The 12,900-nt window shown below is 71.8% G+C and carries 12 protein-coding genes, 1 tRNA gene and 1 pseudogene; 5 read left to right on the top strand and 9 right to left on the bottom strand.

What is annotated here, in order from left to right; translation table 11 throughout:
• Positions 1-350: 350 nt before the first annotated feature.
• From ACODT5_RS27500 to ACODT5_RS27490, 3 genes are read right to left on the bottom strand one after another with little or no spacing between them, the layout of a single operon-like run.
• Positions 351-1,079, bottom strand: a complete 729-nt coding sequence (locus tag ACODT5_RS27500) for a VWA domain-containing protein (RefSeq protein ID WP_422521888.1) — start codon at positions 1,077-1,079, stop codon at positions 351-353.
• Between the two features lie 51 nt (positions 1,080-1,130).
• A complete protein-coding gene (locus ACODT5_RS27495; RefSeq protein WP_422521887.1) occupies positions 1,131-2,273 on the bottom strand; it encodes an acyl-CoA dehydrogenase family protein in 1,143 nt (380 codons plus the stop codon).
• Complete coding sequence (locus tag ACODT5_RS27490) at positions 2,270-3,937, bottom strand: FadD3 family acyl-CoA ligase (protein WP_422521886.1); 1,668 nt, start codon at positions 3,935-3,937, stop codon at positions 2,270-2,272. The genes ACODT5_RS27495 and ACODT5_RS27490 overlap by 4 nt, the downstream gene beginning before the upstream one ends.
• 97 nt (positions 3,938-4,034) lie before the next feature.
• Here ACODT5_RS27490 and ACODT5_RS27485 point away from each other — a divergent pair.
• Positions 4,035-4,448, top strand: a pseudogene (locus ACODT5_RS27485) (flavin reductase family protein); the annotation flags it as partial.
• A 47-nt stretch (positions 4,449-4,495) separates the two neighbouring features.
• Here ACODT5_RS27485 and ACODT5_RS27480 read toward each other — a convergent pair.
• Together ACODT5_RS27480 and ACODT5_RS27475 are read right to left on the bottom strand one after the other, a co-directional pair.
• Positions 4,496-5,173: a helix-turn-helix transcriptional regulator gene (locus tag ACODT5_RS27480; RefSeq protein WP_422525053.1), complete on the bottom strand. Its 678-nt coding sequence runs from the start codon at positions 5,171-5,173 to the stop codon at positions 4,496-4,498.
• 63 nt (positions 5,174-5,236) lie between these two features.
• Positions 5,237-6,517, bottom strand: a complete 1,281-nt coding sequence (locus ACODT5_RS27475; RefSeq protein ID WP_422521885.1) for an RNA-guided endonuclease InsQ/TnpB family protein — start codon at positions 6,515-6,517, stop codon at positions 5,237-5,239.
• Positions 6,518-6,660: 143 nt separating this feature from the next.
• Between ACODT5_RS27475 and ACODT5_RS27470 the strand changes: the two genes are divergently transcribed.
• The 3 genes from ACODT5_RS27470 to ACODT5_RS27460 are packed head-to-tail and all read left to right on the top strand — an operon-like array spanning position 6,661 to position 9,437.
• On the top strand, positions 6,661-7,791 hold the full coding sequence (locus tag ACODT5_RS27470) for an LLM class flavin-dependent oxidoreductase (RefSeq protein ID WP_422521884.1): 1,131 nt from the start codon (positions 6,661-6,663) through the stop codon (positions 7,789-7,791).
• Positions 7,792-7,794: 3 nt separating this feature from the next.
• Positions 7,795-8,526 (top strand): SDR family NAD(P)-dependent oxidoreductase, encoded by a 732-nt coding sequence (locus ACODT5_RS27465; RefSeq protein ID WP_422521883.1) that lies wholly within the window; start codon positions 7,795-7,797, stop codon positions 8,524-8,526.
• Positions 8,523-9,437: an alpha/beta hydrolase gene (locus tag ACODT5_RS27460; protein WP_422521882.1), complete on the top strand. Its 915-nt coding sequence runs from the start codon at positions 8,523-8,525 to the stop codon at positions 9,435-9,437. The genes ACODT5_RS27465 and ACODT5_RS27460 overlap by 4 nt, the downstream gene beginning before the upstream one ends.
• A gap of 30 nt (positions 9,438-9,467) precedes the next feature.
• On the opposite strand, the gene ACODT5_RS27455 is transcribed toward ACODT5_RS27460, so the two are convergent.
• Positions 9,468-9,542: transfer RNA gene (locus ACODT5_RS27455), tRNA-Ala, on the bottom strand.
• 241 nt (positions 9,543-9,783) lie between these two features.
• Between ACODT5_RS27455 and ACODT5_RS27450 the strand changes: the two genes are divergently transcribed.
• Entirely contained in the window at positions 9,784-10,113 is a 330-nt protein-coding gene (locus ACODT5_RS27450; protein ID WP_422521881.1) for a hypothetical protein, read from the top strand.
• Positions 10,114-10,122: 9 nt separating this feature from the next.
• Here ACODT5_RS27450 and lepB read toward each other — a convergent pair whose 3' ends face one another.
• The 3 genes from lepB to ACODT5_RS27435 all read right to left on the bottom strand — a co-directional run bounded on the left by lepB (position 10,123) and on the right by ACODT5_RS27435 (position 12,891).
• Complete coding sequence (gene lepB / locus ACODT5_RS27445; RefSeq protein ID WP_422521880.1) at positions 10,123-10,887, bottom strand: signal peptidase I; 765 nt, start codon at positions 10,885-10,887, stop codon at positions 10,123-10,125.
• A 164-nt stretch (positions 10,888-11,051) separates the two neighbouring features.
• Positions 11,052-12,209 carry an acetyl-CoA C-acetyltransferase gene (locus ACODT5_RS27440; RefSeq protein WP_385370867.1) on the bottom strand — a complete coding sequence of 386 codons (1,158 nt, stop codon included), beginning with the start codon at positions 12,207-12,209 and terminating at the stop codon, positions 11,052-11,054.
• A 46-nt stretch (positions 12,210-12,255) separates the two neighbouring features.
• Positions 12,256-12,891 (bottom strand): TetR/AcrR family transcriptional regulator, encoded by a 636-nt coding sequence (locus tag ACODT5_RS27435; protein ID WP_422521879.1) that lies wholly within the window; start codon positions 12,889-12,891, stop codon positions 12,256-12,258.
• Positions 12,892-12,900: the final 9 nt, after the last annotated feature.

The raw sequence follows: 12,900 nt of genomic DNA, 5'->3' as shown, positions 1-12,900 counted from the left end.
GGGGGTGACGCCGCCGATGCCAGGTGAAGCATGGGCGGTCTCCCCTCGCACATGTACCGCGCCGGGTGCCTTCCGGCCTTCGGGTCCCGTTTCGTCCCCGATCCGGGGGGTGTCTGCTGACTCGAATTCCAGAGCCACCTGCTGAGGAAGCACAGGTGGGTGGGTCTTCTGTCCTACGCGGTACGTAGCCAACTTCGTTCACCTCCACATACGTGTGTTGGCTGGTGCTGGTAACGGCGGCCAACAGCCGGCGTGGCTGACAGCCCCCTCCTCTAGGAGGGAGATCCCGTTACACCTCCATCAAAGCGTGAGGCACCTCCATCAAAGCGCGAGCCACTGACAATCGCGGATCAGGCGCGCACGATTCCGGCCACCCGGGCCGCCGCCAGCCACGCCGGGAACTCCCCGACGAGCCGGTCGTACAGCTCCGAGTCCGCGACGGTCCGCGGGTCGGGGCCGGCGTGGAAGTAGCCCGCGTTGTCCACGACCCGTTTGGCCGGGACGGGCAGTTCGTCCAGCCGCCGCAGGAAATCGAACTGCGAGCTGCGGGTGTTTCCGAAGCCGACGAACTGCCAGAAGAGCGGAAGTCGGGCCGCCTTGCACAGGTACTTCTCGGCGGCGAGCTTGTTGATGGGGCCGCCGTCGGTCTGGAAGACGACGAGCGCGGGAAGGGCCGACCCCGAGTCCAGGTAGTGGTCGATCACCGCGTCCATCGCCGCGTGGTAGGCCGTCTTGCCCATGTGGCCGAGACCGGCGGCGATCGCGGTGACCCGCCCCTCGTGGCCGGCCAGTGAGATCTCCTCGACCGCGTCGACCTCCGTGGAGAAGAAGACGACCGGCACGCGGGCGTCGTCGTCCAGGTGCGCCGAGAGTCCCAGCACCCGGTCGGCGAGGGCCTGCACGCTGCCGTCGTCGTAGTACGGACGCATCGAGCCGGAGTAGTCGAGGACCAGGTACACCGTGGCCCGCCCGCCCTCCAGGCCGTGCGTGCGCAGCGAGGTCCCGGCGCTCTTGTACAGGCTCACCAGCGCCGGGGCGGTCTCTTCGATCTTCCGGAGGTCTATCGCACTGCCCGTCATGGGCCGAGCGTACGACAGCCGCCGTCCCCCGTACCCCCCGTCGCCGGCGCGTCACCCGGTCGGTAGGAACCCCAACCGCGCCGCCAGCCGTTGACGGTGCGCGGCGGGGGAGCCGAAGAGCAGGGCCGAGCTGTGCGCCCGCTTGAAGTACTCGTGCGCCTCGTGCTCCCAGGTGATGCCGATGCCGCCGTGCAGCTGGATCATCTCGCCCGCCACGTACGCGTACGCCTCCGAGCAGGCCGACTTGGCGGCGGCCGCCAGGTCCGGGGCCGCGTCGGCGGCGGCTGCCGCGAGGGCGAGCGAGCGGGCGCCCTCCACCGCGGTGTGCAGATCGGCGAGCCGGTGCTTGACCGCCTGGAAGGAGCCGATCGGCCGCCCGAACTGCACCCGCTCCTTGGCGTACCGGACCGTCGCCTCCAGCGCCCGCGCCGCCGCCCCCGCCTGTTCGGCGGCGAGCGCCGTGCAGGCCAGGTCCCGGACCCGGGCGAGGACTCCGGCGCCGTCGGCCGAGAGCAGCCGGGCCGGGGTCCGGTCCAGGGTCAGCTCCGCGAGGGGCCGGGTGCGGTCCATCGTGGACCGTACGGTGAACGCCGCGGGCGCGGCGAGGAGCTCGAACAGGCCGAGCGGGCCATGGCCCCGGCCGGGCTCGGTACCGGGTCCGGGGGCTGCGCCCGGAGCCGAGTGCATCCGGGCGAACGCCAGCAGCAGGGACGGTTCGGCCGGTCCCGCAAGGACGTACCGCTTCGTGCCCATGAGCAGCCAGTCCGCCCCGGCGGGCTCGGCGCGGGCCGACAGGTCGCCGGGCTCCCATCCGCCCCCGGAGGCGAGTGGCCCGCCCGGGGCATCCGGGGACTCCGCCCAGGCCAGGGCGCCCATGACCGTGCCCTCCGCCAGGTCCGGCAGGTGCTGCGCGCAGGCTTCCCGGTCGCCGGACGCGAGCAGGGCCCCCACCGTCAGCACCGCCGAGCCCAGGTACGGTACGGGGCTCAGTGCGCGCCCCAACTCCGCCATGACCACCCCGACTTCGGCCGGCCCGCAGCCCAGCCCGCCGTACTCCTCGGGGACCGCCAGCCCGGCCGCGCCGATCTGCGCCGTCAGCGGAGCCCAGGCCGTGTGGCCGGGGTGGCGGGCGAGGACGGCCCGTACCGCGTCGCGGAGTTCTTCCTGCTCCCCCGTCGGCTCCAGCGGCCTCACGCCGACTCCCCTCGCGCCGTGCGGCGCAGCTCCGTCTTCAGCAGTTTGCCGCCCGCGTTGCGCGGGAGCTCCTCCAGGCGGGTGAACCGCCGCGGCACCTTGAAGTTGGCCAGGCGTTCCCGGGTCCAGGCGGTCAGCTCCTCGGAGGTGACCGGCCCGGTGGTGACGACGTAGGCCACCCCGACCTCGCCGAGCCGCTCGTCGGGGGCGCCGACGACCGCCGCGTCGGTGATGGCGGGGTGGGTCAGCAGCACGTTCTCCACCTCCGCCGGATAGGCGTTGAAGCCGCCGACCACGTACATGTCCTTCAGCCGGTCGGTGATGGCCAGGTAGCCCCGTCCGTCGAGCACGCCGATGTCCCCGGTGCGCAGCCAGCCGCCGGGCAGCACGGCTTCGGCGGTGCTCGCCGGGTCGTCCAGGTAGCCGGGGGTGACGTGGTAGCCGCGGACCTGCACCTCGCCCGGCTCCCCGGCGGGCAGCACGGCGCCGAGCGGGTCGGTGATCCGTACCTCGGTGTCCGGCAGCGGCAGGCCGACCGTGTGCGCGAGGGTCCGGGCGTCGGCGTCGGTGGGGCAGACGGACACGACCCCGCCGGACTCGGTGAGCCCGTACGCGGTGAACACGTCGGGCGCCCCCAGTGCGCCGCGGATCTCCTCGACGAGGGAGGTGGGCACGGAGGCGGCCCCGGTGCCGGCCAGGCGCAGCGCGGACAGGTCGTGCGCGGCCCGCGCCGGGTGGCGGATCAGGCCGTGGAAGACGGTCGGCGGGCCCATCAGGCAGGTCACGCGCTCGGCGGCCATGCGGTGCAGGATGCGGTCGGTGTCGTAGACCGCCTCGGGGAGCATGGTGACCCCGCGCAGGAGGCAGGCGAGCACCCCGGCCTTGTAGCCGAAGGTGTGGAAGAAGGGGTTGACCAGCAGGTAGCGGTCGCCGGGGCGCAGGGTGACGAGGCCGGACCAGGAGGCGTAGAGCCGGACGGTCTGGCCGTGGGTGGTCATGACCCCCTTGGAGCGGCCGGTGGTGCCCGAGGTGTAGAGGATGTCGCTGAGGTCTCCGGGGCGTACGGCAGCCGCGCGCGCGGCCCGCTCCGCGTCGGGGACGGCCTCGCCGGCGTGCAGGTACGCCTCCCAGGAGACGCCCGCGCCATCGTCACCTGCACCGCCGTCCCCCGCACCGCGCTCCCCGCGTCCGTCGCGTCCGTCGCGCAGGATCACCGTCGAGGCGAGCGCCCCGAGGTCCTCGCCGGAGGCGTGCAGGTCACGGGCGTAGTCGGTACCGAGGAACCCGCGCTCGGTGAACAGCACGCGGGCGCCGCTGCGCCGGATGATGTCCGCGGCCTCGGCGGGCTTGTAGCGGGTGTTGACCGGTACGAGGACGGCTCCGGCGCCGACCGCGCCGAGGGCGGCGGTGATCCACCGGCGGCTGTTGGGGGCCCAGATCGCGACCCGGTCGCCGGGCCGGATGCCGTGGGCGATGGCGGCGCGGGCGGCCGCGGAGATCTCGTCGGCGAGACGGGCGAAGGTCCAGCGGACCTCGCCGTCGGCGAGCGCCTCGCGCTCCCCGTACGCGGCGGCGGCGTACTCGGGGAGCCGGGCGAGCGTGGCGGGCGGCTGAGGCTGCGGGTGTTGCGGTTGCTGTGGTTGAGGCGGGGGTGGTGGTGGCATCGGACCCTCCCTACTTGACGAGCGAGCGTGGGCGGTATCCAATCACAGGTGTTTCGGTTAGGCATATACCTAGTAGAAATAATCAGGGAGGGTTCTCATGAGGGAGGAAGCCATGTCCGACATGAAGTCGGTCCTGTCCAGCTTCTGCACCGGCGTCGCCGTCATCACGGCACGCGGAGCCGACGGCGGTCCCGTCGGGATGGCCGTGCAGTCCTTCTCGTCCGTGTCCCTGGACCCGCCGCTGGTCTGCTTCTGCCCGGCGCGCACGTCCACCACCTGGCCCCGGATCCAGGCGGCGGGGGCCTTCGCCGTCAACATCCTCGCCGCCGACCAGCAGGAGCTGTGCCGCCGCTTCGCCGTCACCGGGGGCGACAAGTTCGCCGGTGTCCCCTGGCGGGCCGGCGGGAACGGCGCGCCCCTGCTGGACGGGGTCCTCGCCACCGTCGAATGCGATCTGGAGGCCGTCCTGGACGGCGGCGACCACGCCATCGCCCTGGGCCGGGTCACCGCCCTGACGGCGCACCGCGAAGGCGCGCCGCTGCTCTACTTCCGGCGCGCCTACGGGCGCTTGCCGGGCTTGGCGGGCGCCGAATCCGGGGCCGGTGCCGAATCCGGGGTCGGGGTCGGTGCGGGGCTCGCGCCGCGCCCGCTTTCGAGCGCCGCGATGTCATCCAGCATGGCCGCCGCCAGGTCGCGCTCGGAGGCGTAGTACCGCTCCGCCCACTTGAGGGTGAGCGTCGGGTACGCCCACGAGGCCTCTTCCCTGGCCCCGTCCGCGTCGGCCACCGCACGCCGCCGCATCTTCTCCGCGAACTCCTGGTGCTGCACCAGGACTTCGCGCATCTGTTCCGGCTCCAGCAGGTGGCCGAGCCACAGCCGCAGCATCGGCCCGTGCTTGAGCACCGGCGGGTCGACGGGCGCCTCGCGCGCCCAGCGCCGTACGGCCGTCATGCCCTCGTCCGTGATCCGGTACACCCGCTTGTCGCGGGTGCCGGTCTCCTGGGCGACCATCCGCGAAGAGGCGTAGCCGGCCTTCTCCAGCCGCTTGAGCTCGCTGTAGATCTGGCTGAAGGACGGGCTCCAGTAGAAGAAGCGCAGCGACCAGTCCGACCACTTCTTCAGGTCGTAGCCGGAGAGCTCCTCCCCGAAGGAGAGCAGCCCGAGCACCGCCCAGCTGGTCGCCGGGAGCGTGCGGCCGTTCGCCTCTTCTGTCGCCTCGTTCGTCACGCAGCGCAGTCTACGACCGGTCTTCGCGATGACTCTTCCCATGGGGAGATATGACTGCTAGAAGTATTCCTATTAGAAATACTCGGTCGTTGTGGATGGCTGGGAGGTTCCTCTTGAGTCCTCCTCGCCCGAAGGGGCAGGGATTCCTGGCTCACGTTGGCTGTGGACCTGCGGTCCGTCAGCTCTTACACGATCGGCACCAGCCGGGTTGAGACCAGCCCGGACCAGCATGACGCCGGCGGAGTTCTTGTCCCTGGGGGACACGGCTCCGCAGGCGATGCAGGTGTAGGTACGTTCTGAGGGAGGTAGTGCGTGCTTGGTTCTCGCTCCGCACTGCGCGCAGTCCATGGTGGTGTGCGCGGGGTGGACAAGGTGCACGATGCGCCCGTGCTTGCGCGCCATGGCGATCAGTTCACGCTTGGTCGCGCCGATCGTCGCGTCAGCCGCTTTACGCGCCATGGTGGACTTGGCGAGGAAGCGCGGCTTGAAGTCCTCTACGGCGAGGGTGTCATGGTCGCGGACCACCTTCTTGGCCCACTTCCGGCCCGTGTCCTGGCGTTGCCGGGCGATCTTCTTGTGCAGCTTCGCCGCCAGCGTCCTCGCGGCCTGGTAGCCCCTCGAGCCGGGCTTGCCCCTCGCCGGCTTCCGGCGGGCCATCATGCGCTGATAGCGGGCGAGTCCGGCGGCAGCCTTCCTTCCGTGCTCGGCGTGCGGGAGGTCATGGGTGTCGCTGGTGGTGGTCGCCGTCTCCTTCACGCCCCAGTCGACCCCGATCACCGCGCCCGTCTTCGGGAGCGGCTCGGCTGCGGCGGGGACGACGAAGGAGGCGTACCAGTGGCCGAGGCTGTCGCGGTAGATCCGCACGGACGACGGGTCCGCCGGGAGTGCCCGGGACCACACCACGGTCAGGATGATGCCGCCGGCAAGGTGCAGGCGGCCGTCCTTGATCCGGAAACCGCGCCGCGTGTAGTTCAGGCTCGGATCGGCCTTGGCCTTCTTCTTGAACTTGGGCATCCCCGCCCGCTGCCGGATCGGCAATCGAGCCTTGACGTCCTTCAACGCTTTGGTGCGGGACTTCCCGAAGTCCCGCACCAACTGCTGCTGCGGAACAGAGGAACCTCCCCGCAGCCATGGATTCATGGTGCGGGCCTCAGTCGGCATCCTGTCAAGCCGGGCAGGCCCGCACTCCTCTTCCTCGGCGCGGGCCTTCTTTGATCGGGCGCAGCATTCGTTCCAGACCCACCGGCACCGCGCCCACTCGCCCAACAGCGAGGCGAGCGCGGTCGATGACACGCGAAGCCGGTAGGTGAACCGTGCGTGCCCGGTCGCCTCCGTCTCCTGAGATGCCGTCACGCGATCAACCTAACCGAGCCCACTGACAACGCCAGAAAGTGCAGGTCACCACAGATGCGAAGAGGACTCCGGCGCTCCGCGCCTACGACGGCGGGACCTATTCCCTTTTGGGCTGAAGCCCGAGTCACCCTGGGAGGGAACCCGTGAAGTTCTCGATGATCTTCGAGGCGCAGCTCGTCGACCCGACGCCCGAACGCGAGCGCCAGGTCATCCACGACTGCGTCGAACAGGCCGTGTTCGCCGAGGAGATGGGCTTCGACCGGATCTGGGCCGTGGAGCACCACGCCCTCACCCAGTACGCCCACATGAGCGCCTCCGAGATCTTCCTGACCTGGGTCGCCGCCCGGACCGAGAAGATCCGCATCGGCCACGGCGTCGTCACCATGCCCTTCGGCTACCAGCACCCCGTGCGCGTGGCCGAACGCGCCGCCATGCTCGACGTGCTCTCCGGCGGCCGCGTGGACATCGGCGCGGGCCGCGGCGCCACCCGCCAGGAGATGTCCATGTACGGGGTCCGCCCCGAGGACACCTACCCGCAGATGGAAGAGGCGCTGCGGATCTTCTCCTCCGCGTGGCGCGAGGAGAAGTTCGAGTGGCACGGCTCCATCGACATCGGCCCCGGCGCGATCCTGCCCCGCCCGGTCCAGGACCCGCACCCGCCGCTCTTCATGGCCTGCTCCAAGCACGACACCCTCAAGCTCGCCGCCGAACTGGGCATCGGAGCCCTCGTGATGGGCTTCGCGGGTGCCGACGACGTCCGCACCATGCGCAAGGTCTACGACGAGGCCATCGCCACCCGCAGCGGCGACCGCTTCGTCTCCACCGAGGTCAACGACCACCTCTCCGCGCTCTGCCCCACCATCGTCCTCGACGACGCCGAACGCGCCCTGCGCCTGGGCACCCGCGGCCAGCGCTTCTTCGCCGAGTCCATCGCCCACTGGTACGGCAACGCCCCCGAGCCGACCGGCTACTCCGAGGACGAGACCGCCGAGGAGCACGTGGCCGCGCTGGAGAAGGGGCGCGAGGAGCTGGTCGCCAAGCTCCACGAGGCGAACATCCCGGCCCGCCCCGTAGACACCGGCACCTACAACGCCGAGCATGCCTACGGCAACGCCCAGACGGCCATCGCCTACGTCGAGCAGCTCCGCGAGATCGGCGTCGACGAGGTCATGTGCCTGATCCAGATGGGCACCGTCCCGCAGGAGGCCTGCATGGAGACCATCCGCCAGTGGGGCGAGACCGTCATCCCGCACTTCCGCGCCCTGGAAGGCTGACCCGTGAGTGTCTCTCTCGACGGCAAGGTCGTCGTCATCACCGGCGCCGGCCGCGGCCAGGGCGCGGCCGAGGCCCGGCTGTGCGCCGAGGCCGGAGCGCGCGTCGTGGTCACCGACATCCGGGAGGAGGAGGGCCGCGCGGTCGCCGGCTCCCTCGGCGACCAGGGGCTCTACGTGCGCCACGACGTGGCCGACGCCGACAGCTGGGCGGAGGTGGTCCGCGAGGCCGTACGCGCCTTCGGCACGGTCTCCGCCCTGGTCAACAACGCGGCCCTGTGGCGCACGGCCCACGTCGAACGTCAGGGGCTGGAAGACTTCGAAGCCCTGCTCCGGGTCAACCTGCTCGGCCCGTTCCTCGGCATCCAGGCGGTGGCCCCGGTGCTGCGCGCCGGCGGAGGCGGCTCGATCGTCAACGTCTCCTCCACGGCCGGACTGGTCGGCATCCCGGGTCACGCGGCGTACGGATCGAGCAAGTTCGCCCTGCGCGGGCTGACGAAGTCGGCCGCACTGGACCTGGCGGGGGACCGGATCCGGGTCAACTCCGTGCATCCGGGGGCGATCGACACCCCGATGGTCAGCGAGGCCGTCGCGGGGCGGGACTGGTCGCACCTGCCGCTGGGGCGGATCGGGCGGCCCGAGGAGGTCGGGGAGCTGGTCCTCTTCCTCTGCTCGGAGGGGTCCTCGTACATCACGGGCGCGGAGTTCACGGTCGACGGCGGGATGACGGCGCGATGAGCGGCACCGGCGCGGGTACCGGCTCGGGTACCGGCTCCCTGTCCCCGGCGGCCCGCGGGCTGTGCGACGCGCTGTCGGCCTTCTTCCCCGGACCGGGGGACCCGGCCGCCCTGCGCGCGGCCGCGTCCGGCTCCCGCGGCGGCGGCGTGGAGGTGGCCTCCGTACGGGACGCGGTCGCGGACGGCGTCCCCGTCCGCGTCTACGACCCGGCGCCGGGCGCCCGGGACCGCCCGCTGGCGGTGTTCTTCCACGGCGGGGGCTGGGTGATGTGCGGCCTGGACACCCACGACGCGCTGTGCCGGGCGCTGGCCGCGGCCTCGGGCGCGGTGGTGGTCTCCGCGGACTACCGCCTCGCCCCCGAACACCCCTGGCCGGCGGCGCCCGACGACGCGCTGACGGTGCTCCTGTGGGCGCGGGCGCGGGCGGCGGAACTGGGCTGCGACCCCGCACGGCTGGTCGTCGCCGGGGACTCCAGCGGAGGCAACCTCGCCGCCGTGACGGCCCTGCGCGCCCCCGAACTGGTCGCCGGACAGCTGCTGTTCTACCCGCCGCTGGACGCCTCCATGGAGCACCCCTCCGTGGCCGAGTTCGCCGAGGGGTACTTCCACACGGCCGCGCACATGGCCTGGTACTGGGAGCAGTACGGCGGCGACCCGGCCCACCCGCACGTCTCCCCGCTGCGCGCCCCCGACCTCTCGGGGCTGCCGCGCACGCTGCTGGTCCTGGCCGACTGCGACGTCCTGCGGGACGAGGGCCTGGCCTACGGGCGAAGGCTGGGGGAGGCGGGCGTGGACTGCGGGATCCACCTGGTCCCGGGGGTCTTCCACGGGTTCCTCGGTCTGCCGCTCCCCGCCGCGGCCGCGGCGATCGCGGCGGCCGCGGCGTGGGTGGCGGCGACGGGCACGCCGTAGAGAAGGCACGCCGTAGAGAAGAGAGGAGGGGGCTGGGCGGCCGGATTCGAACCGGCGTCCTCCTCCATGCTGTGTAGGCGCACTACCTCTGTGCTACGACCCAGCCCTTGCTCCGGATCCTAGGGCCTGTCGTCAAACTCCTGTCTGCCTCGCGACGCCTGGCACGCGCTCTCGCCGCACCGGGCGAAAGCCAAGTACGTCCAGTACGCGGGCTTCCGCCCGGCACGACGAGAGCACGCACCAGACGCCGCGAGGCCGCCCTTCGGGCGACGACGGGAGTTTGACGACAGGCCCTAGGCGCGGCCCCGCCGGACGCGCACACGAATATCCCCGGCATGATGTGCGCATGTCGATATCGGTCCCGGGGGCCCTGGCGCGCAACTCCCTCGCCCTCGCAGCGGAGTTCGCCGCCGCGCTGCTGATGCGGGGCTCCCAGCAGCACTGGCTTCCGATCATGCTGGCCCTGGTCGCCCTCGTGTCCGGACTGCCGCACGGCACGGAGGCCGGCTTCGTCCACCGGATCGTTCTCGCGCTCGGCGCGGTGGCGATCGCCCTGTGCGGGGCCCGGGTCCTGGACGCCCCCGACCCGCTCCTCTGGCAGGCCCTGACCGGAGCCCTGGCCCTGGCCCAGACGGTCTCCCTGACCCGCCTCTCGCGCCGCGCGCCCGCGCGCTGAACCGGCCGGCTAGCGCTTGCTCCGGTCGTTGATTCCGGGCTGCCCGAAGGTGTCCGGGACGGGCAGTGCCGCCCAGCGGGTGACGGGCCAGCCGACGACGACGGCGCGGCCGACGACCTCCTCGACCGGCACGAATCCGTGGGTCTTCGGGTCGTTCAGGTGGTAGCGGGAGTCGGATGACTCCTGCCGGTGGTCGCCCATGACCCAGAGCTTTCCCTCGGGCACGGTGACCGGCCCGAACGGCTTGTCGTCGCACGGGGTGTTCCCCTTGAACACGTACGGCTCGTCCAGGGCCTTGCCGTTGACCTCGACCGGTCCGTTCAGGCGGCATTCGACCGTGTCGCCGCCGACCGCGATGACGCGCTTGATCAGGTCCTTCTCATCGGCCGAGGGCATCAGGCCGATGGCGCCGAGGAAGTTCTGGACGACGTTGCGCTCCGGGGTGGGCTGGCCCGCCAGCCAGTTGCTCGGGTCGTGGAAGACGACGACCTCGCCGCGTTCGGGCTCCGAGCCGAACCAGGGGGTGAGCTTGTCGACCAGGACCCGGTCCCCGCGCTGGAGGGTGTTCTGCATCGAGATGGAAGGGATGGAGAACGCCTGGAACAGAAAGGTCTTGATCACGAAGGCCATCACGAGGGCGATGACGACGAGCAGCGGCACCTCCTTCCACAGGGGGCGCTTCCTGGACCCGGGCCCGCTCCCTTCGTCCGCGGTCGGTGTGCGGACGGCGCCCGGATCCCGGGAACCGTCCCGCGCGTCGGCTGGGTCGCTCATGTGGGCCTCCGATGGTTTCTCGACTAGGCCCAAGAATCGCCAGGGGGCGGTTTGCCGGCGGTAAAGACGGTTCCCCGGGAGCAGTGCCCCCGGGAGCCGAACCCCCGGGAGCCGCACCCCCGGGCAGTGCCCCGGGGGCCGGGATCCGGCGGGCGCCGCGGGAGTTACAGCCGTTCGATGATCGTGACGTTGGCCTGGCCGCCACCCTCGCACATGGTCTGGAGGCCGAAGCGGCCGCCCGTGCGCTCCAGTTCGTGCAGCAGGGTCGTCATCAGCTTGACGCCCGTCGCGCCCAGGGGGTGTCCCAGGGCGATCGCACCGCCGTTGACGTTGACCCGCGCCGGGTCCGCGCCCGTTTCCTTCAGCCAGGCCAGGGCCACCGGGGCGAAGGCCTCGTTGATCTCGACCAGGTCGATGTCGGAGAGGGACATGCCCGTCTTCTTCAGGGCGTACGCCGTCGCCGGGATCGGCGCCGACAGCATGCGGATGGGGTCCTCGCCGCGGACCGACAGGTGGTGGATGCGGGCCCGCGGGCGCAGCCCGTGTTCCCGTACCGCCCGCTCCGAGGCCAGCAGCATCGCCGCCGCGCCGTCCGAGACCTGGGAGGAGACCGCCGCCGTGATCGTGCCGCCCTCCATGACCGGCTTCAGCCCCGCCATCTTCTCCAGGGTGGTGTCGCGGCGCGGGCCCTCGTCCACCGACACCGACCCGTACGGCACGATCTCCCGCTCGAAGCGGCCCTCGTCGATCGCGCGCAGTGCCCGCTGGTGGGAGCGCAGGGCGAACTCCTCCATGTCGAGGCGGGAGATGCCCCACTTCTCGGCGATCAGCTGGGCCCCGTGGAACTGGTTGACGGGGGAGTCCCCGTACCGCGCCCGCCACCCCGCCGAGCCCAGGTACGGGCCCTCGGTGAAGCCCAGCGGCTCCGCCGCCTGCCGCGAGGCGAAGGCGATCGGGATCATCGACATGTTCTGGGTGCCGCCCGCGACCACCAGGTCCTGGGTGCCGGACATGACGCCCTGCGCCGCGAAGTGCACGGCCTGCTGCGAGGATCCGCACTGGCGGTCGATGGTGACGCCCGGGACCTCCTCGGGGAGCCCCGCCGCCAGCCAGGCGGTCCGGGCGATGTCCCCGGCCTGCGGCCCCACCGTGTCGAGGCAGCCGAAGACCACGTCCTCCACCGCCGACGGGTCGATCCCGGACCGTTCGACGAGCGCCTTGAGGACGTGCGCGCCCAGGTCGGCCGGGTGGACCTCGGACAGGCCCCCCTTGCGCCGCCCCACGGGGGTGCGTACCGCTTCGACTATGTAGGCCTCGGGCATCGGAACTCCTCAGGGATATCCAGGCAGGTGCCGGGGATGTGCGGGATTACGTTCGTGTGGCGATGCCGTCCAGGACCATCGACAGGTACTGGCGGGCGATCTCCTCGGGGCTGTGCTGGCCGCCCGGCCGGTACCAGGACGCCGCCACCCACACCGTGTCGCGCACGAAGCGGTAGGTGAGGCGGATGTCCAGGTCGGCGCGGAAGACCCCGTCCGCGACCCCGCGCTCCAGCGTCCCCAGCCACGCCTTCTCGAACTTGACCTGCGAGTCGGAGAGGTAGTGGAAGCGGGGCTGGACCGACAGGTGCCGGGACTCCTTCTGGTAGATGGCGACCGCGGCGCGGTGCCGGTCGATCTCCCGGAACGATTCGGTGACGAGGGCCTCGATGGTCTGCCGGGGGCCGAGACCGGCGGCGAGGACGGTGTCGTACCCCTCCCACAGCTCGGTCAGGAAGGCGGAGAGGATCTCGTCGAGCATCGATTCCTTGGAATCGAAGTGGTAGTAGAGGCTGCCGGCGAGCATGCCGGCGGCGTCGGCGATCTTGCGGACGGTGGTGGCGTTGTAGCCCTGCGCGGCGAAGACCTCGGCGGCGGTGTCGAGGAGTTCGCGGCGGCGTTCGGGCGACGCCGTCACCGGGGGCTTCTTCTTGGCCGTCGATGCGATCGGCTTGTTCGTTGGCACCCGGCCATT

This window comes from Streptomyces tatrensis (genome assembly GCF_049310065.1).
Classification (GTDB): domain Bacteria; phylum Actinomycetota; class Actinomycetes; order Streptomycetales; family Streptomycetaceae; genus Streptomyces.
The sequence above is the reverse complement of the archived record's forward strand: the minus strand, read 5'-3'. Positions and strand labels throughout refer to the sequence as shown.

Coding starts and splice junctions, on each gene's coding strand:
- ACODT5_RS27500 (WP_422521888.1), bottom strand. CDS start 1,079: ATGACGGGCAGTGCGATAGACCTCCGGAAGATCGAAGAGACCGCCCCG.
- ACODT5_RS27440 (WP_385370867.1), bottom strand. CDS start 12,209: ATGCCCGAGGCCTACATAGTCGAAGCGGTACGCACCCCCGTGGGGCGG.
- ACODT5_RS27450 (WP_422521881.1), top strand. CDS start 9,784: ATGTCGATATCGGTCCCGGGGGCCCTGGCGCGCAACTCCCTCGCCCTC.
- ACODT5_RS27490 (WP_422521886.1), bottom strand. CDS start 3,937: ATGCCACCACCACCCCCGCCTCAACCACAGCAACCGCAACACCCGCAG.
- ACODT5_RS27460 (WP_422521882.1), top strand. CDS start 8,523: ATGAGCGGCACCGGCGCGGGTACCGGCTCGGGTACCGGCTCCCTGTCC.
- lepB (WP_422521880.1), bottom strand. CDS start 10,887: ATGAGCGACCCAGCCGACGCGCGGGACGGTTCCCGGGATCCGGGCGCC.